The organism is Pseudoxanthomonas sp. USHLN014 (assembly GCF_037153335.1).
GTDB classification, from domain to species: domain Bacteria; phylum Pseudomonadota; class Gammaproteobacteria; order Xanthomonadales; family Xanthomonadaceae; genus Pseudoxanthomonas_A; species Pseudoxanthomonas_A winnipegensis.
Genome location: NZ_JBBCKO010000008.1, coordinates 69,851 through 94,623, shown reverse-complemented (window position 1 = coordinate 94,623; position 24,773 = coordinate 69,851). Strand labels below are relative to the sequence as shown.

Here is a 24,773-nt window from a genome sequence, read left to right as displayed (position 1 = left end):
TGGGTTGAGGGTGTGGGAGGGGGTTTGTGAGGCCGCCTTCGGTTGGGGCCGCGCGTAGCTGAGGCAACCCCCTGCCAGCCTCCCCCTGCTGCGCAAGGGGAGGGGCCAAAGCGCCGCGCTTTCGTAAGAAGGCGCGGCGCTTCTGTTTGCGTTCGCGTCGATTTCGCGGCGCAGCATGCCGCCCACTGGGTGCGGCGGCGGGCGGCGGGCTATGCTGTCGGTCTTCCTGGGAGGGACCCGATGCAGCACGTCGACGCGCAACGCCCGATCGATCGGTGGTTCGCGAACTACTCGCAAGACCACCGCAACCTCACCAACCAGGCGATCCACGTCGTCGCGGTGCCGGCGATCCTGTGGTCGGTGGTCGCGCTGCTGTGGTGCATCCCGGTGCAGGCCACCTGGTTCCGCGGCGGGGTGTGGGCGGGCCTGGCGATGTTCTGCGCGTGGATGTATTACAACCGGCTCTCGCGGTCGATCGGCTACGGGATGTTCGTGGTGTTCTTCACCATGGGCTGCGTGTGCCGGCTGATCAGCCAGCGCGCGGGCACCGAGGTGCTGCTGTGGAGCGCGGCGAGCGTGTTCGTGGTGGCGTGGATCGCGCAGTTCGTCGGCCACAAGATCGAGGGCCGCAAACCCAGCTTCCTCACCGACCTGTCCTACCTGCTGATCGGCCCGATCTGGGTACTGGCCAAGTTCTACCGGAAGATGGGCTGGCGCTACTGACCCAGCATCGCCGCGGTCGGCGCGAAGCCGCGCGGCGCATAGCCGAAGTCCCGCCGCGCGGGCGCGGCGTCGAACACCAGGTCCTGGCGCATGCGCGCCACCGCGGCGGGGTTGAGCGAACGCGCCACGCCCAGCGCCTGCGCCGTGCGCACCGCCAGAGCAAACAGCGGTGGCGGCAGTTCCAGCAGCCGCGCCGGCGGTGACATCGCCGCCAGCGTGCGCGCCACCATCTCGCGATAGGTCAGCGTCTCGCCGCCGGGCAGCGCGTAGGACTGGCCGGCGCTTGCCGCCGCGTCGCAGGCGGCCAGCGCCGCATCGGCCAGATCGTCCACGTGCACCGGCTGGCGCAGGCCGCCGGTGGCGCCGCGCGGCAGCGGGAAGCAGCGCAGCTGCCGCGCCAGCGCCGCGATCCGGGTCAGCGAGGCATCGCGGCCGGCGCCGTAGACCAGCGTGGGCCGCAGCAGCGTGGCCTGCGCGCCGCGCGCGGCGGCCGCGGCGAACACCGCGGCCTCGGCATCGCGCAGACGCGCGGCCAGGTCGCGCTCATGCGCGTCGACGGAGGCCTGCTTGGTGCCCAGGCTGGTCGAACCGAAGGCCACCACGCGCGGCGCGATCAGCGCGCTGCCGGCATACCAGCGCGCGAAGTGGTCCAGCGGCCCGGCGCTGAAGATCGCATCGACACGATCGGGCAGTGCGGGCATCGTCGCCAGGTCGCCGGCCAGCCATTGCACGCGCTCGCGCGCCGGCTGCCCGTTGCGCGAGACCGCCAGCACCGACCAGCCGCGCGCGACCAGCCGGTCCAGCAGCGCCTGGCCGATCTGGCCGCTGCCGCCCAGCACCAGGGCGACGCGGGCGGGGGAAGACGACATGGCGGCAGCGACAGACGCAGTCATCCGCACAGGATAGGCCAGCACGACGCATCCGCGTCACTGCGTGCACTCCGGCGACGCGAGGGCCTGTCGATTCCCTGCAGAGCGCGCCGCGAGAGCGGCCCTTCGGATTCGCGCTGCAAGGCCGCCTTCTTCTCCAGCGCGGCTTGAGCCCACCTTCGCGAGGGCTGGACTCTACCGGCCACTCAGGCCTACGCCACGCGACGCAAACCTGACGGCCTTGCAGCACCAACGCCGCCTGCCCGGGGATCGATCGCAGGTCCTGGCTGACCACGATGACCCGACAGTCAGCGGCTCGCTCACGCCGCCGCTGTTATCGTGATGGCCTGCTCGCGAATGGCTGCATTCCCTGCATGCCCCACCTCCTCCTTCCCCTGCTCGCCCTGCCCTTCGTCATGGCGGCGATCGTGGCCGCGGCCCATCGCCTGCCGCGCACGGCGCTGGCGTGGCTGGCCGCGCTGGCGCCGCTGGGCGGCCTGGCGCTGCTGGCGGCGATGACACCGGCCATCCTCGATGGGCAGGTGCTGCACGACCGGCACGCCTGGCTGCCGCGCATCGGCCTGGAGTTCACGCTGCGCGTGGACGGCTTCGCCTGGATGTTCGCGCTGCTGGTGCTGACCATCGGCGCGCTGGTGGTGATGTATGCGCGCTATTACCTCAGCGAGCGCGACTCGGTGCCGCGTTTCCTGGCCTTCCTGCTGTTGTTCATGGGCGCGATGCTGGGCGTGGTGGTGTCCGGCAACCTGTTGCTGCTGTGCGTGTTCTGGGAACTGACCAGCCTGACCTCGTTCCTGCTGATCGGCTTCTGGACGCATCGCAAGGACGCGCGCGAAGGCGCGCGCATGGCGCTGGTGGTGACCGGCGGTGGCGGCCTGGCGCTGCTGGGCGGCGTGCTGCTGATCGGCCGCATCGTCGGCAGCTTCGACCTGGACACGGTGCTGGGCGCCGGCGACACGCTGCGCGCCAGTGCGCTGTATCCGTGGGCGCTGTTCCTGGTGCTGGGCGGCATCCTGACCAAGAGCGCGCAGTTCCCGTTCCACTTCTGGCTGCCGCAGGCCATGGCCGCGCCGACGCCGGTCTCGGCCTATCTGCACTCGGCCACGATGGTGAAGGCCGGCGTGTTCCTGCTGGCGCGCCTGCACCCGGCGCTGGCGGGGACGGACCTGTTCTTCTACACGGTCAGCACCATCGGCGCGGTCACCCTGTTGCTGGGTGCGTGGTATGCGATCTTCCAGCACGATCTGAAGGGCCTGCTGGCGTATTCGACCATCTCGCACCTGGGCCTGATCACGATGCTGTTCGGCCTGTCCACGCCGCTGGCGGTGGTGGCCGGCGTGTTCCACATCCTCAACCACGCGGTGTTCAAGGCCTCGCTGTTCATGGCCGCCGGCATCATCGACCACGAGACCGGCACGCGCGACATCCGCCGGCTGGGCGGGCTGCGCCGGCTGATGCCCTTCACCAGCACGCTGGCGATCGTGGCCTCGCTGTCGATGGCCGGCATTCCACTGCTCAACGGCTTTCTGTCCAAGGAAATGTTCTTCGCCGCGGCGCTGGAGACCCCGGCGCCGGCGCCGATGCGCGTGTTCACCGGCGTGGCCGCGCTGCTGGCCGGTGTGCTGGGCGTGGCCTACAGCCTGCGCTTCGTCTACGAGACCTTCTTCGGCGACGGCCCGCGCGACCTCGAAGTCACCCCGCACGAGCCGCCGCGCTGGATGAAGATCCCCGTCGAGGTGCTGGTGTTGCTGTGCGTGGCGGTGGGCATCTTCCCGGCGCTGACCGTGGCGCGGCTGCTGCACGCCGGCGTCTCCGCCATCCTGGGCCCGGCCACGCCCGACTACAGCCTGGCGGTGTGGCACGGCCTGAACTGGCCGCTGGCGATGAGCCTGGCCGGCGTGGTCGGCGGCGTGGCGCTGTATCTGGGGCTGGCGCGATTGCTGGACCTGCACGCGGTGGTGACCCGGGCGATCGGGCGCGACCTGTTCAAACGGCATCTGGAGCTGCTGTTCGTCGCGGGCAACCGCATCAGCACGCGCCTGGCCAACAACAGCCTGCAGCGCAGCCTGCTGATGCTGGTGCTGGTGGCCGTCGCCGCGGCCGCGGTGCCGCTGTGGCGCGACGGCCTGGCGCTGTCGCTGGCCGGCGTGCAGCCGCTGCCGCTGCTGGGCGCGCTGGTGTGGGTGGTGATGATCGCCGCCGCGCTCGGCGCGGTGCGTCTGCATCGCCAGCGCCTGCTGGCGGCGATCGTGCTGAGCGCGGCGGGGCTGATGATCAGCCTGACCTTCGTGCTGCTGTCGGCGCCGGACCTGGCCCTGACCCAGCTGCTGGTGGAGATGGTGACCCTGGTGCTGATGATGCTGGCGCTGAACTACCTGCCCGAGACCAGCCCGCCCGAAGCTTCCCGCTGGCGCAAGTGGCGCGATACGCTGATCGCCTGCGCGGCGGGCGCGGGCCTGGCGGTGCTGGCTTACGCGATGATGACCCGGCCCGCGGACACCGTCGCCGGCGAGCTGCTGACGCGCGCCCTGCCGGAGGCCTATGGCCGCAACGTGGTCAACGTGACGCTGGTGGATTTCCGCGGCTTCGACACCTTCGGCGAGATCACCGTGTTCGCCATCGCCGCGCTGGTGGTGCATGCCTGCCTGCGCCGCGCGCGCATGGCGCCCGAGCGCCTGATCGCCGGCGACCCGGTGCAGCTGCCGGTGCCGGCCGACCTGACCCAGATCCTGTTCCCGCTGATCCTGACCGTGTCGATCTTCCTGTTCCTGCGCGGCCACAACGCGCCCGGCGGCGGCTTCATCGCCGGGCTGGTGCTGGCCGTGCCGCTGCTGATGCAGTACGTCATCCAGGGCGCGGCCTCGGTCGAGTCGCGCTTCGGCTTCGACTACATCCGCCTGATCGGGCTCGGCCTGGTGCTGGCGGTGCTGAGCGGGCTGGCGTCGCTGCTGTTCGGCGTGCCCTTCCTCACCAGCGGCCACCTGGACCTGCAGCTGCCGCTGATCGGGCATGTGCCGCTGGCCAGTGCGCTGGGCTTCGACACCGGCGTGTATCTGGTGGTGTTCGGCGGGGCGATGCTGATGCTCTCGATGCTGGGTACCATCCGCGGTTCGAGCCGCCGCCGCGCCCAGCGCAAGCCGCTGGACCCGGACCGCCGCTCGCCCAGCACCGGAGGCCGCGCCTGATGGAACTCGCTCTGGCCAGCGCCATCGGCATCCTCGCCGCCGCCGGCATCTGGCTGATGCTGCGCGCGCGCACCTTCGATGTGATCCTGGGCCTGACCCTGCTGTCCTATGCCACCAATCTGCTGATCTTCGCCGGCGGGCGGCTGCGGCCGGGCCAGCCGCCGGTGCTGGTGGACGGCCAGCCGGCCGACCTGGCGCACTACACCGATCCGCTGCCGCAGGCGCTGGTGCTGACCGCGATCGTGATCGCCTTCGCCATGACCGCGGTCAGCCTGGTGCTGGCCATGCGCAGCCGCGCCGACAACCACAGCGATCATGTCGATGCGCACGACGCCGCGCCCGAGCCGCCGGCCGCGCCGCCGCGGGAGCCGGGCGCATGAGCCATCTGTTGCTGTGGCCGATCGTGCTGCCGCTGCTGGGCGCGGCGCTGGCGCTGTTCCTCGAACACCGGCGCTTCGGCTGGGCGGCGCGACGCTGGGCGGCTTGGGCGATGCTGGGCCTGCAGGGCGTGGCGGTGGTGGCCGTGGTCGCGCGCGTGGCCGACGGCGAGGTGGTCGCCTACCTGCTCGGCGACTGGCCGGCGCGGCTGGGCATCGCGCTGATGGCCGACCGGCTGTCGGGCTGGATGCTGGCGGTGACCTGGCTGCTGGGGGCGGCCTGCCTGCTGCACGCCTGCGGCGGCTGGGACCGGCGCGCGCCGCATTTCCATGCCTTCTTCCAGCTGCAGCTGATGGGGCTCAACGGCGCCTTCCTGACCGGCGATGTGTTCAACCTGTTCGTGTTCTTCGAGGTGATGCTGAGCGCCAGCTACGGCCTGCTGGCCAGCGGCGGGCGCGGGCTGCGCCTGCGCGGCGCGTTCCACTACGTGGCCTTCAACGTCGCCGCCTCGGCGGTGTTCCTGATCGCGCTGGGGCTGATCTACGGGCTGCTCGGTTCGCTCAACATGGCCGAGCTCTCCGCGCGCATCGGCCAGGTGCCGCCGGCGCAGGCCGGGCTGGTCAAGGCCGCCTTCGGCCTGCTGCTGGTGGTGTTCTGCGCCAAGGCCGCGCTGCTGCCGCTGTACCTGTGGCTGCCGGAGACCTATGCGCGCGCGCCGGCGGCGGTGGCGGCGCTGTTCGCGGTGATGACCAAGGTCGGCCTGTACGCGGTGCTGCGGGTCAGCACCCTGCTGCTGGGCGAGCAGGCCGGGCTGTTGGCCGGCTTCGCCCGCCCCGCGCTGCTGTGGCTGGGCGCCGGCACGCTGCTGGTGGCCGCGCTGGGCGTGCTGGGCTCGGCACGGCTGCGGCTGATGATCGGCTATCTGGTGATCTGGTCGGCGGCCACGCTGTTCGTGGCCTTCGCCCTGGGCCAGGCGCAGACCATCGGCGCAGGGCTGTACTACCTGGCGCACAGCACCTTCGTGGCGGCCGCGCTGTTCCTGATCGCCGACCTGATCCGCCGCCGTCGCGGCACGGCCGGCGACGACAAGTCGATCATCGCCGCCCTGCCCGGACGCGCGGTGCCGGGCACGCTGTTCCTGATCGCCGCGGTCTCGGCCGCGGGCCTGCCGCCGCTGTCGGGCTTTCTGGCCAAGGCCGCGCTGCTCTCGGCGGTGCCGCCGGCGCAGACGCCGCTGGTGTGGAGCGTGGTGCTGCTCTCCAGCCTGCTGGTGATCATCGGCCTCAGCCGCGCCGGCGTGCGCCTGTTCTGGCGCCTGCCCGCGCAGGTGGAGCAGGCCGAATGCGAACAGCCCGTGCCCGCCCGCGCCCGGCCGCAGGAGACCTGGGCCACGGTGCTGCTGCTGGCCTTCGGCGTGGCGATGACGGCCTTCGCCGCGCCGCTGATGCGCTACACCGACGCGACCGGGCAACAGCTGCTGGACGCGGCCGGCTATACCGACCAGCTGCGCGCGGCGCCGTCCGTGCTGAGGGCGCCGTGATGGGCACGCGCCTGCTGCGCTGGCTGACCCCGTCCTGGCCGCTGAGCCTGTGCGTGATCGCGTTCTGGCTGCTGATGACCGACAGCTACAGCGCGGCCCAGTTCGCACTTGCACTGCTGCTGGGCTGGCTGATCCCGCGCTTCGCCGCGCGCCTGGACCGCGAGTACGCGCGCATCGGTTCGCTGCGGCCGGTGCCGCGCATGCTGTGCGTGGTGGCCTGGGACATCCTGCGCTCCAACGTGATCGTCGCCATGCAGGTGCTCGGCCCCGAGCGCCGGCTGCATCCGGGCTTCATCTGGATCCCGCTGGACATCCAGAACCTGCACGGCATCGCCGCGCTGACCAGCATGATCACGCTGACCCCCGGCACGGTCTCGGCCGCGCTGACCGACGACCGCCGCTACCTGCTCGTCCACATGCTGGACATGCGCAGCGCGCAGGAAGCGATCGACAACATCAAGACCCGCTACGAAAAACCGCTGATGGAGATCTTTCCATGACCGCACATCTGTTCTTCGAGCACACCATCGTGGCCTGCCTGGTGGCCATCGGCGTGTCCGCGCTGCTGTGCCTGTGGCGCCTGCTGCGCGGGCCCACGGTGGCCGACCGCATCCTGGCGCTGGACACGCTGTCGGTGACCTTTATCGCGGCGCTGATGCTGCTGGGGATGCATCTGGAAAGCCCGGTCTACTTCGAGGCGGCACTGGTGGTGGCGATGCTGGGCTTCAGCAGCACGGTGGTGCTGTGCAAGTTCGTGCTGCGCCGGGACGTGTTCGAATGATCGACCTCTTCCGCGTGCTGCTGGCGCTGGTGCTGATCGCCGGCACGGCCTTCATCCTGATCGGCGCGCTGGGCCTGGTGCGGCTGTCGGACTTCTTCCGGCGCGTGCATGCGCCCACGCTGGGCAGCACGCTGGGCGTGGGCTGCGTGCTGATCGCCTCGGTCGGCTATCACCTGGTGCTGGGCCAGGACCCGCAGCCGCGCGAACTGCTGATCACCGCGTTCCTGTTCATCACCGCGCCGATCAGCGCGCACCTGATGAGCAAGGCGGCGCTGTCGCTGATGACCCATGCCCGGCCGGTGCCGCCGAAGGACACGCGGATCTCGCCGCAGGTCACCCGGCCCCAGGCGCCGCAGGACGAGGACGACGCGCCGCGCTGATCAGCGCAGCCAGGCCAGTTCCAGCGCCACCCAGGCGCAGAAGGCCAGCAGCAGCACGGCCGCCTCGCCGCGGCTGACGCGCGCATCGCCGCGCAGCATCGGCACCAGCACGATGGCCAGGACGATGGCCGCGGGCAGCTCCAGCTTCACGAACGAGGCCGGCAGCGCCAGCGGCGCGATCAGGGCCATGCCGCCCACCACCAGCAGCAGGTTGCACACGCTGGAGCCGATCACGTGGCCCAGCACCATGTCGCCCTGCCCGCGGCGCGCGGCGACGATGGCCGCGGCGATCTCCGGCAGCGCCGTGCCGATGGCCACCGGCAGCAGGCCGGCCATCAGCGGGGTCAGGCCCAGCGCCGGGGCCAGGGTGCCCATCGAGACCACCACATCGCGCGCGCCGTAGCCCAGCAGCACCACGCCGATCAGCAGCCGCAGCAGGTTGAGCCAGGTCACGGTGCGGGTGGCGGCGTAGGCCTCCACCGGCGCGCGCACCTCGGGCGCCTCGCTGCGCCCGCGCACGATCACCTTCACCACGACCAGCACGAAGCCGAGCAGCAGCAGGCCGCCCTCGAGCCGGTTCAGGCGCCCATCCAGGCCGAACACCATCACCAGCAGCGAGGCGATCACCAGCACCCACAGCAGCGGGGTGAGCAGGCGCAGGCGCACCTGCACGCTGGCGAACAGGGCCGCCAGCGGCAGGGTCAGGCCCAGATTGACCAGATTGCTGCCGACCGCATTGCCCAGCGCCAGCGACGGCGTGCCGCGCAGCAGCGCCGCGCCGTTGACGAACAGCTCCGGCAGCGAGGTGCCGAAGGCCAGCAGCAACAGCCCGGCGGTGAACGGCGACAGCCCGGCCCGCTGGGCGATGCCCGACACGCCCTTGACCAGCGTGTCGCCGCCCAGCGCCAGCAGCACCAGGCCCAGCACGAACAAACCCCAGCCCTCGACCATCGCACCGCCCCGCTCGGATGAGTGAGGGGATTCTAGGGCCTGCCATCGATTCGCGTGTAGGTCGCCGGGAAACAGCGGGCAGGCGCGGGAACACGCGCAAGGCCGAAGGCGCCGGGTTGCCGCCTTCGCGGGAAGGACGACGGGCGCGCGCGGCCGACCCGGCTCAGCCCGCGCCGGCCATAGCGCGCAGGCCGATGCCGACCAGATAGGCCAGCACCGTGCCGGTGGCATAGCCCAGCGTGCCCAGCAGCGCGCCGACCGGGGCCAGCGCCGGATGGAACACCGCCGCCACCACCGGCGCCGAGGCCGGCCCGCCGATATTGCTCTGCGAGCCGATGGCGAAATAGAAGAACGGCACCTTCAGCAGCCGGCCCAGCAGCCACAGCAGCACGATGTGCACGACGATCCACAGCACGCCCAGCACGAACAGCCATGGCCGGCCGAGCAGCGCGGCGATGTCCATCTGCATGCCGATGCAGGCGATCAGCACGTACAGCAGCAGCGTGCCGATCTTCGAGGCGCCGGCGCCGTCGAGCTGGCGCGCGCGGGTGAAGCTCAACGCCAGCCCGGCGAAGGTGGCCAGCAGCACCACCCACACATACGGCGAATCCAGGCTGGCCGCATGCGCCCACGGATACGGCGCGAACAGGCCCGCCAGCGGCGGCGACACCGCGTGCGCCAGGCCGACCACGCCGAAGGCCAGGCCGATGATCAGCATGTAGTCGGTCAGCGTGGGGATGCGCGCGTGCTGGGCGCTGTAGTCGGCCAGGCGCGCCTTGAGCGCGTCGATGGCCGAGGTGTCGGCGCCCGAGCGCGCATCGATGGCCTTGGCGCGCCCGGCCAGGAAGATCAGCACCGCCATCCACACATAGCCCACGCCGACATCGAGCACCACGAACTGGCCGAAGGTGGTCTCGTCGACCTGGAAGATCTCCTTCATCGCGACCATGTTGGCGCCGCCGCCGATCCAGCTGCCGGCCAGCGCCGCCATGCCGCCCCAGGTGTCGCCGGCGGTGGTCGCCGGATGCGCGTGCTGCATCACCCAGAAGGCGAAGAACGCGCCGAGCATGATGCTGAAGGACGAGCCGAAGTACATCGCCAGCAGCTTCCAGCCCAGCCCCATGACCGCCTTGAGGTCGATGGTCAGGGTCAGCAGCACCAGCGCGGCCGGCAGCAGCACGCGGCTGGCGACCGGGTTGTAGAGCTGGCTGCCGGCACCGTCGATCACGCCGAGCGAGTTGAAGATGCCGGGGATGAAATAGCACAGCAGCAGCGGCGGCACGATGCCGTAGAACTTCTGCCAGACGCCCTTGAGCGAGGCGGTCCAGAACACGAACGCCAGCGTGGCGGCGATCAGGCCGAACAGCACGATGTCGGACTGGATCAGGGCGGTGTGGGTCTCAGGCATGAAGCGATTCCAGCGGCCGCGCAGGCCGGTCGAAGTACGGTGGGAGCCGCCCTTGTGGCCTTTTCGGCCAATGGCGGCAATGAGGCCTTCCCGGAGAGCCCATCGCCGCCATTGGCCGAAAGGCCACACGGGCGGCTCCCACCTGTAGAGCGGAGCTTGCTCCGCTGGGGCTTTCCCGATAGATCCGGCCGAAGAGCAGCGGAGCAAGCTCCGCTCTACATCCGACAGACAGCTGCTCGGACAAGTCAGCGCACCGGCACGTCGAACTGCACGTCGGGCGAGGGCTCCGGCTTGAAGGTGTAATGCCACCACTCGCCGGGATAGTTGGCGAAGCCGCGCCGCGCCATCGCCTCGACCAGGCGTTTGCGGTTGGCGCGCTGCGCCTCGCTCAGGCCCGGCGCGTCGGTATGCGCGCGCGGATCGAAGAAGTCGAACGGCGTGCCCATGTCTAGCTCGGTGTAGGCACCGGCCTGGCAGCGCACCAGGGTCAGGTCCGCCGTCGCGCCGCGGCTGTGGCCGGAGACCTCGGCCACATAGCCATCGGGGATGATCCGGGTCTTGTCCAGCGCCGGGTAGAACTCGGCCTTCATCGTCTGGTCGGGCAGATCTGCGGCCCAGCGCATGAAGGCCTGCACCGCGCGCACCGGACGATAGCAGTCGAACAGCTTCAGGCCCAGGCCCTGCGCGCGCAGGTCGGCCTGCACCTGGGCCAGCGCCTGCGCCACCGGCGCCAGCAGCAGGCACTTGGGCGCCTGGTAGCCATCCACCGGCTTGCCGGTGAAGTTGTGCGCGCCGGCGTAGCGGATGTCGCGCTGCACGTCCGGCGCCAGCGTGGTCACATCGACCAGCCCGGCCTGCGCGGCGGTGGTGGCCGGCGAGGTGCGCACCGGCTCGGCGGCATGCGCCGCGCCACACGCCGCCAGCGCCACCAGCAGTGTCAGCGCACGCCTCACGGCGCATCCTCCTGCGCGTCCTTCGCCGGAGGCGGCAGGGTCAGGTCGTGCAGGATGCGCAGGTCTTCCTCATCGAAAGTGCGCCCCTCCAGACCGCGGAAATGATGGCGGAAGGACTGGACCGCGTCGCCGCGGTTGTCCAGCGGATAGCCCAGCGTGGCCATCGCCAGCCACGGGTCGAAGCCGGCCGGCGCCGGCGGCGCATCGGCGCGCGGCCACACGCCGAAGCCGGCCTGCGCCAGCCGCTTCCACGGGAACAGCGGACCCGGATCGACCTTGCGCCCCGGCGCCATGTCCTCGTGGCCGATGATCGCCGTGCGCGGGATGTGGTGGCGCCGGCACAGGTCGTCCAGCAACAGCAGCAGGCTGTCGATCTGCGCATCGGCGAAGGGCGAGTGGCCATCGTTGTCCAGCTCGATGCCGATCGAGGCGGAGTTGACGTCGTTGATCGTGCCCCAGTGGCCCGCGCCGGCATGCCAGGCGCGGCGGTCGTCGCTGACCAGCTGATAGCGCTTGCCGTCGGCGCCGATCAGATAGTGCGCACTGACCGGGCCTGCGCTGTTGGCGGTCTTGAGGGTCTTCAGGCTCTCGGCGACCGAGTCCTCGCTGGTGAAATGGATGACGATCAGGATCGGCCCGCGCGCATTCTGATTCGGCGAGGGCTCCCACTGGGCCAGCGGATTCTTCGGCGGCAGGCCGGCGCAGGCCGACAGCAGCAGCGCGGCCAGCAGCAGCATGGCCGCGCGCAATGGCAGGTTCGGGGTGGAATGCATCGACGGGCCCTGGTTCATGGATCGGCTGCGCCCCGCTGCGCCGGGCACGCGCCCACGCGCTGGAAGTGCAGGTCCTGATAGTCGTAGCTGAAATCGGCGTCCGGGTCGATTGACTTCAGCGTCAGCGTGGTCTTGCCGTCGGCCTGGGCGAAGTCCAGCCACGGCTCGGCATCGACGCTGGCATCGTCCCAGTCCACCAGCCAGCGCCCGTGCGAGACCAGCACGGGCCCGCGCATCAGCGGCGAACGCGCGGCGCGGAACACGACGCCCTGGTCCTGCGGGCACAGGCTCACCTGGCCGAACCACGGATCGCGGTACACGCCCTGCCAGCGCGCGAACCGCGCCGCCGTGGCGGGCTTGCGGTCCGAGGTATCCGGCACCTGCGGGTGCGTGGCGTTCGCGGCCGCCCTGGCGCGCGCCTGTTCCAGCAGGCCCGCGTAGTGATCGACATCCAGCCCGGCGCCGGGGCGGGTGTAGTGCTTGGTCAGCGCCTCGGTCAGCGTGGTGCGCGCGGCCTCGCCGTCGCCGTTGATCAGCACCACGAAGCCGACCTTGCGGTCCGGCAGCAGCGTCACCGAGGAGTACATGCCCATCAGCGTGCCGGTATGCGCCACGCGCCACTGGCCGTCCACGTCCGAGAGCCGCCAGCCATAGCCATAGCCGTACAGATGCGTGCCGTCCCAGTCGCGCAGCTGCGCCCCGATCGGCATCGGCGTATGCAGCGTCCACAGCGCGGCGCGCTGCTGGGCCGAGAGCCAGGGATGCGCCGCGTCGGGCGCCAGCCACATCGCGATCCAGGTGGTCAGATCGCGCACGCTGCAGCGGATGCCGCCGGCGGACATGGACGGGTTGTCCGGAATGGTCGGGCCATCGGCGCGCACCACCACGTTGCGCCCGTCCTGGACCATGTGCGGCTGGGCCAGGTTGCCCACCGCATCGCGCTCGAACGCGCCGACCTGGCAGCGGGTCATGCCCAGCGGGCCGAACAGCTCCTGCCGCACCAGTTGGTCGTAGGGCTTGCCGCCGGCCTTGGCCGCCACTTCGCCGGCGACCACGTACATCAGGTTGTCGTATGCGTAGTGCGCGCGGAAGCTGTGCGTGGGCTGCAGATAGGCCAGCCCGGCGATGATGTCGGCGCGGGTGAAGTCGTTGGGCTCGGGCCACAGCATCAGATCGCCCGCCCCCAGCCCCAGGCCGCTGTTGTGGATCAGCAGGTCGCGCACCTGGAAGTTGCGCGTGACCCAGGGATCGGCCATGCGGAACTGCGGCAGGTACTGGGTGACCGGGTCGTCCCACTTCAGCTTGCCCTGATCCACCAGCCGCGCCAGCACGCCGGTGGTCATGGCCTTGGTGTTGGAGGCGATCTTGAACAGCGTGTCGGCGTCGATCTTCTCGCCGCTGCCGGCGCGCGTCTCGCCCGCCGTGCGCAGGTAGACCACCTTGCCGTCCTCGACCACGCCCACCGCCAGGCCGGGCAGCCGGTAGCGCGCCATGGCCTGATCGAACAGCGTGTCGAAGGACGCCTGCGCCGGCGCATCGGCCGCCGCCGACGGACCCGATGCGAGCAGCAGCCCTGCCAGGGCCAGCGCCTTGCCTGTGTGCTTGAACATGCCGTTCCCGTCGCGATGGACGGCCCGTGCGCGACGGGCCGCCCGCGCACCTGCCGTCAGAAGTTCCAGGTCACCACCAACTGCGTCCAGCGCGGCTCCTGCCAGACCGTGCCCTCGCCAAAATACGGCATCGGCGTGCCCGGTGCGCTCTCGTAGCGCGAATGCACGTTGATCACCGTCTGCCGGTTGAGCAGGTTGTACACCGACAGCCGCGCCTTCAGGTCGATGCCCTCCACCGGCAGGGTCCAGGTCACGTTGGCGCCCAGGTTGTAGACCCAGGGCATGCGGCCGAACGCGCCGCGCTCGGTGTATACCAGCTGGCGCGTGCGCCAGTCGCCGCAGTTGGCCGTGCACAGCCAGCCCGAGCCGCCGCCGCTGTACTCGCCGGGGCCGCCGGCCGCGCGGCTGTCGTTGGGCCAGACCACGCCGAAGGCGGTGATCGGCCCACCCGAGTGCGCCGCCAGCGTCGCGCCGAAGCTCCACATGTCGTTGAGCTTGAAGCCGCCGCGCAGCTTGACCTGGTGGCGGTAGTCGTTGAACAGCACGCCGTAGCGTTCGTTGACCGCCGGATGGTCGTAGTACTGCACCAGGTTGGTGTCGTTGTAGCCGGTGTCCGAGTTCACCGGGCCCTCGATGTTGCCCTCGCTGCGCGCATAGATGTAGCTGGCGTTGAAGAACCACTTGTCGTCCCAGGCGCGGTCGATCTGGAACTCGGCCGCCTTGTAGGTACGCCGCGGCTTCTTGTAGCCCATGATCGCGCCGCTGCCGCCGGCCTTGTAGCCGTCCTTGGAGGAATCGAAGGTCACCCAGTCCTCGGTGGTCGGGCACCACAGCGTGGTCTTCTCGCCCGGGTTGATGATCGGCCAGTCGCCCGAATACCAGGGGCAGCCCTCGACATGGTTGATGCGCGCGTCCTCGACCGCGCGGGTCATCTTGCGATAGGTCAGGTTGACGCCATAGGACCAGGCCTCGCTGATGGCCTGCTGGAAGCCCAGGATGTATTCGTCCTGGTAGACCTGCTTGATGTTTTTGGCCACCGTGGTGCGCAGGTCGCTGGGCGCCGGCGCGTTGCCGTCGGTATTGACCGGGCCGATCTGCGCGCCGAGGTTGGGCAGCAGGTAGGGAGCGCCGGTGACCGGGTGGCGCTGCTCGGACCAGCCGTTGAGCGCGTAGTAGGTGTGCTCGTCGGTGGTGCCGCCGCCGAAGTAGTCGGTGAGCTTGTTGGTCAGCGGGATGTAGTAGCGGCCCGCGTTGCCGAACAGCTTGGTCGTGCCGTCGCCACGCATGTCCCAGCTGAAGCCCACGCGCGGGGACACCATGTCGGAGAAGTCGGCCTTGGCGAAGGTCGCGCCCGAGGCCAGCAGCGTGTTCTCGAACTTGTCCGCGCGCACGCCCAGATTGAGCAGGATGTTGGGGGTGACGTTCCAGTTGTCCTCCACGTAGATCGCCTGCGCCTTGGCCCGCACCGGCGCGCCGGTGACGTAGTAGCGCGCATCGACGATGGCGTTGACGCCGGCCGGCACCACCCCGCCACCCGGCAGCACGCTGCCCGGCGTGGTCGCCTGCACCTGATAGCTGCGGCCGTCGCCCGGATAGACCCGGGCGCTGGTGGAATCCATGATTTCCTGGTCGGCGCCGAAGCGCAGCAGGTGATCGCCCAGGGTCCACTCGAAGTCCAGGCGCGCGGCCTTGCGCTCGTCCTCGCGGCTGTTGATGCTGGAATTGCTCGGGTGGCAGCCTTCCTGCGTGGTCCTGGGCCCGAAGGCCGCGGTATAGCTGCCCGAACGCGTGACGATGCTGCACGCCGCATCCAGCGGGCTGCCGCTGTCCTCGCTGCGCTTGTTCACCCCGTACAGGGCCTTGGCCACGAAGTTGTCGCCGAAGTGGCCGGTATAGGTCAGCGACCAGTTGTTGCCGCCGGTGGCCGCATTGCTGCTGCCCACCCACGCCCCGCGCGTGCCGCTGTCCCAGTCGTAGCCGTAGGCGTCGGTGACCGTGTCGGCCTTGTCGGAGAAGGCCAGCAGTTCCAGCAGGTGGTCATCGGTGATGTGCCAGTCCAGCTTGCCGCCCCAGAAGTCGTTGTCGCCCTTGGTGTAGAAGGCCTGGGTGGTGTCGATGTCGCGCGGCTGGCTGTCGCGGATCTCGTACATGCCGAAGAAGAACAGCTTGTCGCGGATCAGCGGGCCGGAGGCCCACACATTGGTCTTGTAGAACGAACTGGCGTCGCGGCTGGTGCGGTCGCGTTCGTCCAGGGTGCCGTCGTGGTGGAAGTGATCCTTCTTGGACGCGGCCCAGGCCGAGGGCTCGGCGGTGAACTCCACGCCGGCGCGGAAGGTGTTGTCGCCCGAGCGGGTCACCGCATTGATGACGCCGCCGGTGCTGCGGCCGAACTCGGCCGAGTAGCCGCCGGTCTTGACCTGCACTTCCTGGAAGAAGCCGAACGGCACCGAGGAGAAGCCCTGGCGCCGATACGGATCGGTCACGTCCAGGCCGTTGATGTAGACCGCGTTCTCGGCCACCGAAGAACCGCCGAAGGTCAGCCCGCCGAAGGTCGCGCCCGAGGACACCACGCCCGGCGCCAGCAGCGCCACCGCGCTGAGGTTCTGGTCCACCGGCAGGCGCGAGAGCTCCTGGCGGCTGATGTTGAACGAGGTCTCGGTGGAATGGACATCGACCTGGTTGATCACCTTGGCGCCGACCACGCGCACGCCATCGAGCGTGACCGCGCCGGCATCGCCCAGATTGACCGTGGTGGTGCCGCCCAGCGGCACGCTGACCTCCAGCGGCGCGCCGGCGCCGCCACCGGCGTGTTCGACCACCAGGCGGTACTCGCCCACCGGCAGCTGCGCCAGGCGGTACTGGCCATCGCTGCCGACGGTGACCGTGCGCGTCAGGCCGGTGGCCTGGTGCGTGAGCGTGATCGTGTCGCCGACGGCGGCGCGGCCGGCGATGGCGCCGGTCGTGCTCTGCGCCATGGCCGGCGCCATCGCGCCCAGGCACGCGCCCAGGGCCACACACAACGCGACGCGCTTGTACTGCTTGGCTTTCATCCTGCTCTCTCCTTCAGGTGAAATGGTGGGGAAGATCGAAAGGGCTCAGGGCGCCTGCGTGAGCGGCGCCACATGCCACTTGAAGTCGTAGCTCCACTGGTCGTAGTAGAGGTTGCCGCCGCGCCACTCGGCCTCGCCGCGCTGCGAGTCCACATCGTCCGAGCGCCACGCCGCCTTGGGCTGGGCAAAGCCCACCGACCAGTCGTCGTTGAAGGCCATGCGGTAGGCGTCGAGCCCGCCGAAGTAAAAGTCGCGCTCGGCCGGGTCGGCGCTGTCCAGCGCCCCGGTGGTCACGTCCATCGGCACCCAGCCATAGGGCGCCAGGTACAGCCAGCCCCAGTCGTGGATGTTGTCGTAGCCCACCGCATCGTCGGAGAACACCCAGCCGCTCTGCCAGCGCGCGGGGATGCCGTTCATGCGCAGCAGCGCGATCAGCAGCAGGGTCTGCTGGCCGCAGTCGGCGTGACCGGCGTGCAGGGCGTAGTCGGAGATGTTGCTGATGGTCGAGTACTCGCGTGCCCCGGCCCACGGGATCTTGTCCACCGCGGCGAACAGCTTGCGCGCGATGCGGTACGGGTTGGTCTCATCGCCCACCACCTGCCTGGAGAACGCGCGCAGCTGCGGGGTGAACACCACATGCGGCGGACGCTCGGCCTGGAACGGCTTCAGCGCCGGGTCGCTTGGGGTGGCAACCACCTTGGCCGGGTCGATGGCGAAGTGGCGCGCATACACGGTCACCGCGTAATGCACGGCAAAGCGCGTGGGCTGGCCCTTGCGCGCGGTGGCCTCCAGGTAGGCGGTGCGCTGCGGCGCCTCGGTCCCGGCCACGCGCGCGCCGGCCGGCGTGCTGTCCAGGAACACGATGTCTTCCTGCTGGCCGGGGATGGCGCGCGGATAGGGAATCCACGCGCGGATGGTTTCGCCATCGGGCACCGCATCGGCCTTGACGGTCAGGGACTGGGTCACCTCGATTCGGCGCGGCGCCACGCTGGTGCGGCCGCTGGCCTTGGCCTCGCGCAGCACTTCGCGGTGATGATCGTTGAGGCGCTCGTTGGGGCCGTCGGAGGGCGCGCGCGGCTGCGCGCGGCGCGCCACGGCCTGGCTGCTCAGCAGGAACAGGTTGGACGGGGCGCGCTTGAACCACCAGCGCTGCCCGTCGATGTCCATGTGCTCGATCAGGCCCTGCGCGTCCCAGGCGTCGAACTCGTCCTGGCGCAGGTCGGGGATCGCCTGCTGCACCCTGGCGAAGGCCGCGGCGCGGTCCAGGCTGAAATCCAGGCGGATGCGGCGCATCCGCTCGCGCTGGTCGAGCAGGGCCTGGCGCGTGGCCGCGTCCAGCGTGGCATCGGCCAGGGCCTGATCGATGCCGGCCCGCGCCTGCCGGAACTGGCCGCGGTCCACCTGCGCGATCACTTCGGGCACCATCGCAGGGGGCGCGGCCGGGCGCGCGCCCAGCGGCGCGGTCGCCAGGACCAGGCACAGCAGGGCGCTGCGCGCCAGGCGGGTGGCGGAGGAAGAACCGGGGCAGGTCGAGGCGTCCACGTCGAGGCGGTCGTCGGGCAGCGGCGGAGGACGACACGATTAGCACGCAGGCTGCGCCTGGTCAATAATTTATTCTTGCATTTCAGATCACAAGGAATAATTATTTTTCTTCATCGATTCCGGAGCGACACCCCATGACGCGCCCGCCTTCCCCGGCCCACGCCCTGCGCGCGGCCGCCTGCTGCGCCCTGCTGTCGCTGCTGGCCATCGGCTCGCTGGCCGCGCGCGTGCCGGTGCCGCAGGTCGCCATCGACCCGGTCACCGGCGTGGTCGGCGTCGATCCGCCCAAGCTCACCGCCGCCTACTGGATCGCCAGGCAGCGGCAGCCCGACCGCGTGCTGCTGGACCGCGCCGGCATCGCCGCGCAGAACGCGCGCATGCGCCGCGACGACCCGGCCATCCACGACCTGCGCGCCCTGCCCGCGCAGCTGCCCAGGGCGCAGGTGGTCGAGGCGATCCAGGCGCTGTCGGCGCGGCCCACGCGCACGCTCTACGGCCTCGACGGCCAGGCGCTGGATGCCGCCGCCCTGGACGCGCTGCAGGCCAGCCTGGCGCTGGATGCCGTGCCCGCCGCCACGCCGCTGCGCTACGGCCTGGTCACCCATCGCGCCGACCTGCGTACCTTCCCGACCGCGAGGCGCGTCTTCAGCAGCGTGGACGACCACGACATCGACCGCTTCCAGGAAAGCGCGCTGTTCCCCGGCGATGCGGTGGCCGTGCTGCACGAGAGCCGCGACGGGCAGTGGCTGTTCGTGACCTCCGAGCGCTACAGCGCCTGGATCGAGAAGCGCTTCGTCGGCCTGGGCAGCGCGCAGCAGGTGTTCGACTACGGCGCCCACGGGCCGTATCGCGTGGTCACCGGTGCCACCGCCACCACGGTGTTCACGCCCGAGCAACCGCAGGTCTCGCAGCTGCAGCTGGACATGGGCGTGCGCGTGCCGGTGCTGGCCGACTGGGCGCCGACCCAGCCGGTCAATGGCCAGCTGCCCTACACCGCCTGGGTGATCCAGCTGCCGATCCGCAACGCCGACGGCTCGCTGGCGCTGGTGCCGGCGCTGCTGCCGCGCACGGCCGACACGGCGGCCGACTACCTGCCGCTGACCCCGCGCCACTTCATCACCCAGGCCTTCAAGTTCCTGGGCGAGCGCTACGGCTGGGGCCATTCCTATGATGCGCGCGACTGCAGCGGCTTCACCTCCGAGGTCTACCGCAGCTTCGGCGTGCTGCTGCCGCGCAATACCTCGCAGCAGGCGGTCAGCCCGGCGCTGGACCGCATCGCCTTCGCCCCCGACGACCCCGACGCCAAGCGCCTGACCGCGGTCGGGCAGCTCGCGCTCGGCGACCTGGTCTACATCCCGGGTCACGTCATGGTGGTGCTGGGCCACGCCAACGGCCTGACCTACGTCATCCATGACACCGCCGGCGGCGGCTGGGCCGGCGCCGACGGCAAGCGCGTGGCCGGCCACCTCAACGGCGTGTCGGTCACCCCGCTCGAACCGATGCTGGCCAGCGACACCGCCAGCTATGTCGACCGCATCACCAACATCCAGCGCATCCGCCCGAAAGCCCAAGAATGAAGATCACCCACATCGAGTTGGGCATGCTGCGCGTGCCGTTGAAGACCCCGTTCAAGACCGCGCTGCGCACCGTGGACACGGTCGAGGACGTGATCGTGCTGATCCGCACCGACAGCGGCCACACCGGCCACGGCGAGGCCGCCGCCACGGCGGTGATCACCGGCGACACGCATGGCTCGATCATCGAGGCCATCCGCCATTTCATCGCCCCGCGCCTGATCGGCCAGGACATCGCCAACCTCAACCATCTGACGGCGCTGGTGCAGTCCTCAATGGAGCGCAACACCAGCGCCAAGGCCGCGGTGGAGATCGCCCTCTACGACCTGTGGGCGCAGCGCTACGGCGCGCCGCTGTACCAGCTGCTGGGCGGCGGCGATCCGGTGATCACCACCGACATCACCATCAGCGTGGACTACATCGACAAGATGGTGGCCGACTCGCTGTCCGCGCTGGAGCGCGGCTTCGAGTCGCTGAAGATCAAGGTCGGCAAGGACATCGGCCTGGACATCGAGCGGGTCAAGGCGATCCACGCCGCGGTCGAGGGCCGCGCCCTGCTGCGCCTGGACGCCAACCAGGGCTGGACCGCCAAGCAGGCGGTCTATGCCATGGGCAAGCTCGAGGACGCCGGCGTGGTACTCGAACTGCTCGAACAGCCGGTCAAGGCCGCCGACATCGACGGCCTCAAGTACGTCACCGAGCGGGTCAACACGCCGGTGATGGCCGACGAGAGCGTGTTCGCCCCGCAGCAGGTGTTCGACCTGATCCAGCGCCGCGCCGCCGACATCATCAACATCAAGCTGATGAAGACCGGCGGGCTATCCAATGCCATCCGCATCGCCGACATCGCCGCGCTGTACGGGGTGGACTGCATGATCGGCTGCATGATCGAGTCCTCGATCAGCGTGGCCGCGGCGGTGCATCTGGCGGTGGCCAAGGCCAATGTGATCACCAAGATCGATCTGGACGGGCCTTCGCTGGGCCAGTTCAATCCGGTGGTGGGCGGGGTGCTGTTCGACGAGTCGGAGATCAGCATCCCGGATGCACCGGGCTTGGGCATCCGCGAGATCCAGGGGCTGGAGCTGCTCGCGCCGTGAGGCACATGCGCCTTCTCCGGAACGCCACGGCGCTTTGCGCGCGTCATCTCCGCGAAGGCGGGGATCCAGCGCCTTTGCCTCTCCTGCACGCAAGTCCCTGGGTCCCTGCGTTCGCGGGGAAGACGGGAGGCGCTTCTGCTTCTGCCGTTGCCGTTGCTTGTGCTTTTCCGGGCCCCCTCCGCAGCGGCGTGACCGGCGGGGAAACACCCGAAGGGCGCCGCGCATGGATGCGCGGCGTTCGCGGCAGGGGCAGGATGCCCCTTCCGCGAATCCCCGCCGGTCACGCGGACCCGGCGCGCGTAGCGCGGCGGGCGCGAGGACGGGGTGTGCTTTCTTTTGGTTACTTTTCTTTGCACAAGCAAAGAAAAGTGACTCGCGCCCGACAGGGCGAGAAACGCTTTGGCCGTTGCCCCTGCTTTGAACAGAAGCTGCAACACCAGCGCGCTCGCTCTCTCGATCGGAGGAAAGCGAACCACGCAACCCTCAAACGCGTTCGCGTTCTCCTTGGCTCCATGCGGCACTCCTCCAACGCGGAGCAGCATGTAACAGCAAAGGCTTTCGCGCCCCTCCGGGGCACGACCTACCTTTCTTTGCTTGTGCAAAGAAAGGTAGGCCAAAGAAAGCACACCCCAGCCCTCGCGCCCGCCGCGCCTGCGGCGCGCCGGGTCCGCGCTGCCGACGGGAATTTCCGGACGGGGCATCCTGCCCCGACCGGAAACGCCGCGCATCCATGCGCGGCGCCCCTGCGGGGTTTGACCCGTCGGCATCGCCGCTGCGGAGGGGGGCGGAAAGAGCACAACAGCAACAACAACGGCCACGGCACCAGCCACGGCAACGGCAACGGCAACGGCAACAACTTGTGCAGGAGCACCGGCTGATGCCCCCCCTGCTCAAGATCCGCGCCGAACGCGAGCGCATGTCCGCCATCGAGCGGCGCATCGCCGACTACATCCTCGACAACGCCCATCTGCTGCGCGACTACTCCTCCCAGCAGCTGGCCAGCGCGCTGGGCATCAGCCAGTCCTCGGTGGTGAAGTTCAGCCAGAAGCTCGGCTTCCGCGGCTATCCGGACCTGAAGTACTCGGTCGGCCAGGCCATCGCGCGCGGCAATGGCGGCCAGCCGGCGGATCCGACCGCGTCCGAAGACGGCGGCGATGCCTACACCCGGCTGGAAGACAGCCTGCGCCGCAGCAAGGCCGCGGCCGAGGAGGAGACCCGCCTGCTCAACCCGCGCGCGCGCATCGAGCAGATCGTCGCGCGCATCGACCAGGCGCAGAAGGTGTTCGTATGCGGGCTGGGCGACGACGGGCTGTTCGCGCGCGAGTTCGCCATGCGCCTGTCGCTGCTGGGCGTGCTGACCGTGCATCACGCCGATGCGATCCTGATGATGACCAACGTCTCGGCCGCGCGGCCGGGCGACGTGCTGATCCTGCTGTCCGAGTTCGGCCAGGTGCCGCAGCTGTCGCAGATCTCGCGCCAGTTCCAGGACGCCGGCGGCGCGGTGGTGTCCATCACCCGGCACACCGCCAATCCGCTGCGCGCGCATGCCGATGCGGCGCTGGTGGTGTCCGCGCACGATCCGGCCCCGCACATCGCCCAGCTGCTGTACCGTTGTTCGCTGCAGTCCCTGCTGGACTTCGTGTTCGTGCTGCTGTGCCAGATCAACCCCGACCGCGAGCGCCAGCTGGCGGTCAACCTGGAGCGCGTCCAGCACCTGCTCGACGCCTGACCCCCTGCCCCGCGGAGCGTCCATGTCCCTGCGCTTGCCCCACTTCCTGCTGTGCACGCTGCTGGTCCTGACCACGCAGCCGGCCCTGGCCAAAGGCACCACCACGCCGCCCGCGATGGCCCAGGCGCAACAGCTGGTGGTGGTCACCACCGGCGGCTGGGACGACACCCAGGGCCGGCTGCAGACCTTCGAACGCGATGGAACGGGCTGGAAACCGGCGGCGCCGGCCTTCGCCGTGGCGATCGGCAAGCAGGGCAGCGCCTGGGGCGAAGGCCTGTTCCCCGCCCAGCACGAAGGCCCGCGCAAGCGCGAGGGCGATGGCCGCAGCCCGGCCGGCATCTACGGCATCGGCGAGGCCTTCGGCTATGCACCCGCGGTCGACACCAGACTCGCCTACCAGCAGATGCAGGCCTCGAGCTGGTGCGTGGACGTGCCGGACTCGCCGCTCTACAACCGGATCGTCGACGAACGCCAGGTCGGCGCGCAGGCCGTCAAGGGCGCCAGCGAGCACATGCGGCTGGATCTGCACAACGACGGCGATCCGCGCTACGCCCGCGGCTTCGTGATCGAACACAACGCCAAGGCCACGCCGGGCTTGGGCAGCTGCATCTTCGCCCACCTGTGGCGCAAGCCCGGCGAGGCGACCGCCGGCTGCACGGCCATGGCGCCGGCCAGCATGGAGGCGCTGCAGGCCTGGCTGGATCCGGCGCGCCGGCCGCTGTTCGTGCTGCTGCCCCGGCCCGAGTACCAGCGCCTGCAACGCGCCTGGTCGCTGCCGCCGCTGTCTGCGGACGCGCAGCCGTGAGCGCCGCGCCGACGCCCGCGCAGGGCACGCTGGTCCGCGCGGTCAGCCGTTGGCAGATCGTCGGGCTGTCGATCAACGACGTCATCGGCAGCGGCATCTACCTGTTGCCCGCGGCCACGGTCGCGCTGATGGGGCCGTTGAGCCTGTGGGCGGTGCTGCTGGCCGGCGTGGCGGTGGCGCTGCTGGTGCTGTGCTACGCGCAGGCGGCGAGCTATTTCGACCAGCCGGGCGGCAGCTATCTCTACGCCCGCGAGGCCTTCGGCCGCTACGCGGGCTTCCAGGTCGGCTGGATGATCTGGCTCACGCGCATCAGCTCGGCCGCGGCGCTGGGCAACGGCCTGGCCGATGCGGTCTCGCGCTTCTGGCCGGCGGCCGCCAGCGGCGCCGGGCGCCTGGTGGTGGTGATCGGCTCGCTGGGCCTGCTGACCGCGATCAACGTGATCGGCGTGCGCTCGGCCGCGCGCACCGGCGTGGCGCTGGTGATCGGCAAGCTGGTGCCGCTGCTGCTGTTCGTGGTCGTCGGCCTGTTCTACATGGACTGGTCACTGGCCTTCGCCGGCACCGCGCCGGACCTGCGCGACCTGCCCAACCTGGGCCAGGCGGCCTTGCTGCTGCTGTTCGCCTATGCCGGCTTCGAGAACATCCCGGCCGCCGCCGGCGAATTCCGCAACCCGCGCCGCGACGTGCCCTTCGCCCTGATCACCATGATCGCGCTGGTGACGCTGATCTACGCCGCGGTGCAGGTGGTGGCGATGGGCACCCTGCCCGGCCTGGCCGAGTCGGCCACGCCGCTGGCCGATGCGGCCGCGCGCTTCGGCGGCGAGGGCCTGGCGCTGGTGCTGACCGTGGGCGCGGTGATCTCGATCCTGGGCACCACCAGCAACACGGTGATGCTGGGGCCGCGTTTCCTGTTCGCGCTGGCGCAGGACGGCTTCGGGCCGAAGTTCCTGGCGGGCGTGCATCCGCGCTTCCGCACGCCGGCCGCGGCGATCATCGTGCAGGGCGTGCTGTCGGTGGCGCTGGCGCTGTCGGGCTCGTTCGAGAAGCTCGCCCTGCTGTCGATGGTGACCCGCCTGCTGGCCTACATCGGCACCGCGGCGGCGGTGCTGGTGCTGGCGCGCAGGCATCGCGACAACCCCAACGCCCTGCGCCTGCCCGGTGGCCCGCTGATCCCGGTGCTGGCGCTGCTGCTCACCCTGGGCCTGCTGTGCAGCGCCAGCCTGGCCAACCTGCTGGCGGTCGGCGCAGCGATGGTGGTGGGAACTGTGATCTACCTGTTTCCGCGCAAGGCCTGAAGGGAACCCCACCTGTAGAGCGGAGCTTGCTCCGCTGGAGCTTTCCCGATGATCGGGTCGAAAGGCAGCGGAGCAAGCTCCGCTCTACAAGGTGGGCGCGCCCCGAGCAGGA

At 70.3% G+C, this 24,773-nt stretch carries 20 protein-coding genes; 12 read left to right on the top strand and 8 right to left on the bottom strand.

Annotated elements, in window-relative coordinates:
- The first annotated feature begins 240 nt into the window (after window positions 1–240).
- Window positions 241–723, top strand: a complete 483-nt coding sequence (locus WFQ05_RS14810) for an Mpo1-like protein (protein WP_131659614.1) — start codon at window positions 241–243, stop codon at window positions 721–723.
- Here the strand turns inward: WFQ05_RS14810 and WFQ05_RS14805 are convergent.
- Entirely contained in the window at window positions 717–1,616 is a 900-nt protein-coding gene (locus tag WFQ05_RS14805) for an SDR family oxidoreductase (protein WP_337054374.1), read from the bottom strand. The genes WFQ05_RS14810 and WFQ05_RS14805 overlap by 7 nt on opposite strands.
- Window positions 1,617–1,966: 350 nt before the next feature.
- Here WFQ05_RS14805 and WFQ05_RS14800 point away from each other — a divergent pair, with 350 nt between their 5' ends.
- Genes WFQ05_RS14800 through WFQ05_RS14775 form a run of 6 tightly spaced genes read left to right on the top strand, consistent with a single transcriptional unit; the run spans window position 1,967 to window position 7,874 of the window.
- On the top strand, window positions 1,967–4,795 hold the full coding sequence (locus WFQ05_RS14800) for a monovalent cation/H+ antiporter subunit A (RefSeq protein ID WP_337054373.1): 2,829 nt from the start codon (window positions 1,967–1,969) through the stop codon (window positions 4,793–4,795).
- Window positions 4,795–5,175 carry a Na+/H+ antiporter subunit C gene (locus WFQ05_RS14795; protein WP_130525040.1) on the top strand — a complete coding sequence of 127 codons (381 nt, stop codon included), beginning with the start codon at window positions 4,795–4,797 and terminating at the stop codon, window positions 5,173–5,175. The genes WFQ05_RS14800 and WFQ05_RS14795 overlap by 1 nt, the downstream gene beginning before the upstream one ends.
- Window positions 5,172–6,713 (top strand): monovalent cation/H+ antiporter subunit D, encoded by a 1,542-nt coding sequence (locus WFQ05_RS14790; protein WP_337054372.1) that lies wholly within the window; start codon window positions 5,172–5,174, stop codon window positions 6,711–6,713. The genes WFQ05_RS14795 and WFQ05_RS14790 overlap by 4 nt, the downstream gene beginning before the upstream one ends.
- Window positions 6,713–7,213: a Na+/H+ antiporter subunit E gene (locus WFQ05_RS14785; RefSeq protein ID WP_130528144.1), complete on the top strand. Its 501-nt coding sequence runs from the start codon at window positions 6,713–6,715 to the stop codon at window positions 7,211–7,213. Before WFQ05_RS14790 ends, WFQ05_RS14785 begins: the two co-directional genes overlap by 1 nt.
- On the top strand, window positions 7,210–7,494 hold the full coding sequence (locus WFQ05_RS14780; protein ID WP_337054371.1) for a K+/H+ antiporter subunit F: 285 nt from the start codon (window positions 7,210–7,212) through the stop codon (window positions 7,492–7,494). The genes WFQ05_RS14785 and WFQ05_RS14780 overlap by 4 nt, the downstream gene beginning before the upstream one ends.
- Complete coding sequence (locus tag WFQ05_RS14775; protein ID WP_130516398.1) at window positions 7,491–7,874, top strand: Na+/H+ antiporter subunit G; 384 nt, start codon at window positions 7,491–7,493, stop codon at window positions 7,872–7,874. Before WFQ05_RS14780 ends, WFQ05_RS14775 begins: the two co-directional genes overlap by 4 nt.
- On the opposite strand, the gene WFQ05_RS14770 is transcribed toward WFQ05_RS14775, so the two are convergent.
- The 7 genes from WFQ05_RS14770 to WFQ05_RS14740 form a co-directional block, all read right to left on the bottom strand.
- On the bottom strand, window positions 7,875–8,825 hold the full coding sequence (locus WFQ05_RS14770) for a sodium:calcium antiporter (RefSeq protein WP_337054370.1): 951 nt from the start codon (window positions 8,823–8,825) through the stop codon (window positions 7,875–7,877).
- Between the two features lie 163 nt (window positions 8,826–8,988).
- On the bottom strand, window positions 8,989–10,233 hold the full coding sequence (locus tag WFQ05_RS14765) for a DUF819 family protein (protein ID WP_337054369.1): 1,245 nt from the start codon (window positions 10,231–10,233) through the stop codon (window positions 8,989–8,991).
- A 245-nt stretch (window positions 10,234–10,478) separates the two neighbouring features.
- Window positions 10,479–11,186 (bottom strand): M15 family metallopeptidase, encoded by a 708-nt coding sequence (locus WFQ05_RS14760; protein ID WP_337054368.1) that lies wholly within the window; start codon window positions 11,184–11,186, stop codon window positions 10,479–10,481.
- The gene (locus WFQ05_RS14755; protein ID WP_337054367.1) at window positions 11,183–11,959 is read right to left on the bottom strand and encodes an N-acetylmuramoyl-L-alanine amidase; all 777 of its coding nucleotides are present in this window, start codon (window positions 11,957–11,959) and stop codon (window positions 11,183–11,185) included. The genes WFQ05_RS14760 and WFQ05_RS14755 overlap by 4 nt, the downstream gene beginning before the upstream one ends.
- Window positions 11,960–11,973: 14 nt before the next feature.
- Window positions 11,974–13,569 carry a serine hydrolase gene (locus tag WFQ05_RS14750; protein WP_337054366.1) on the bottom strand — a complete coding sequence of 532 codons (1,596 nt, stop codon included), beginning with the start codon at window positions 13,567–13,569 and terminating at the stop codon, window positions 11,974–11,976.
- A gap of 56 nt (window positions 13,570–13,625) precedes the next feature.
- Window positions 13,626–16,619 (bottom strand): TonB-dependent receptor, encoded by a 2,994-nt coding sequence (locus tag WFQ05_RS14745; protein ID WP_337054365.1) that lies wholly within the window; start codon window positions 16,617–16,619, stop codon window positions 13,626–13,628.
- A gap of 45 nt (window positions 16,620–16,664) precedes the next feature.
- Window positions 16,665–18,044, bottom strand: a complete 1,380-nt coding sequence (locus WFQ05_RS14740) for a transglutaminase domain-containing protein (RefSeq protein WP_337054468.1) — start codon at window positions 18,042–18,044, stop codon at window positions 16,665–16,667.
- Between the two features lie 251 nt (window positions 18,045–18,295).
- On the opposite strand from WFQ05_RS14740, the gene WFQ05_RS14735 reads away from it, so the two are divergent.
- The 5 genes from WFQ05_RS14735 (at window position 18,296) to WFQ05_RS14715 (ending at window position 24,661) form a co-directional block, all read left to right on the top strand.
- Window positions 18,296–19,738, top strand: coding sequence for an SH3 domain-containing protein (locus tag WFQ05_RS14735; RefSeq protein WP_337054364.1), 1,443 nt, complete (start codon window positions 18,296–18,298; stop codon window positions 19,736–19,738).
- Complete coding sequence (locus WFQ05_RS14730; protein ID WP_130528137.1) at window positions 19,735–20,832, top strand: dipeptide epimerase; 1,098 nt, start codon at window positions 19,735–19,737, stop codon at window positions 20,830–20,832. Before WFQ05_RS14735 ends, WFQ05_RS14730 begins: the two co-directional genes overlap by 4 nt.
- 877 nt (window positions 20,833–21,709) lie before the next feature.
- Window positions 21,710–22,561, top strand: a complete 852-nt coding sequence (locus WFQ05_RS14725; RefSeq protein ID WP_337054363.1) for a MurR/RpiR family transcriptional regulator — start codon at window positions 21,710–21,712, stop codon at window positions 22,559–22,561.
- Window positions 22,562–22,583: 22 nt separating this feature from the next.
- A complete protein-coding gene (locus WFQ05_RS14720) occupies window positions 22,584–23,366 on the top strand; it encodes a L,D-transpeptidase family protein (protein ID WP_337054362.1) in 783 nt (260 codons plus the stop codon).
- The gene (locus WFQ05_RS14715) at window positions 23,363–24,661 is read left to right on the top strand and encodes an APC family permease (protein WP_337054361.1); all 1,299 of its coding nucleotides are present in this window, start codon (window positions 23,363–23,365) and stop codon (window positions 24,659–24,661) included. Before WFQ05_RS14720 ends, WFQ05_RS14715 begins: the two co-directional genes overlap by 4 nt.
- Window positions 24,662–24,773: the final 112 nt, after the last annotated feature.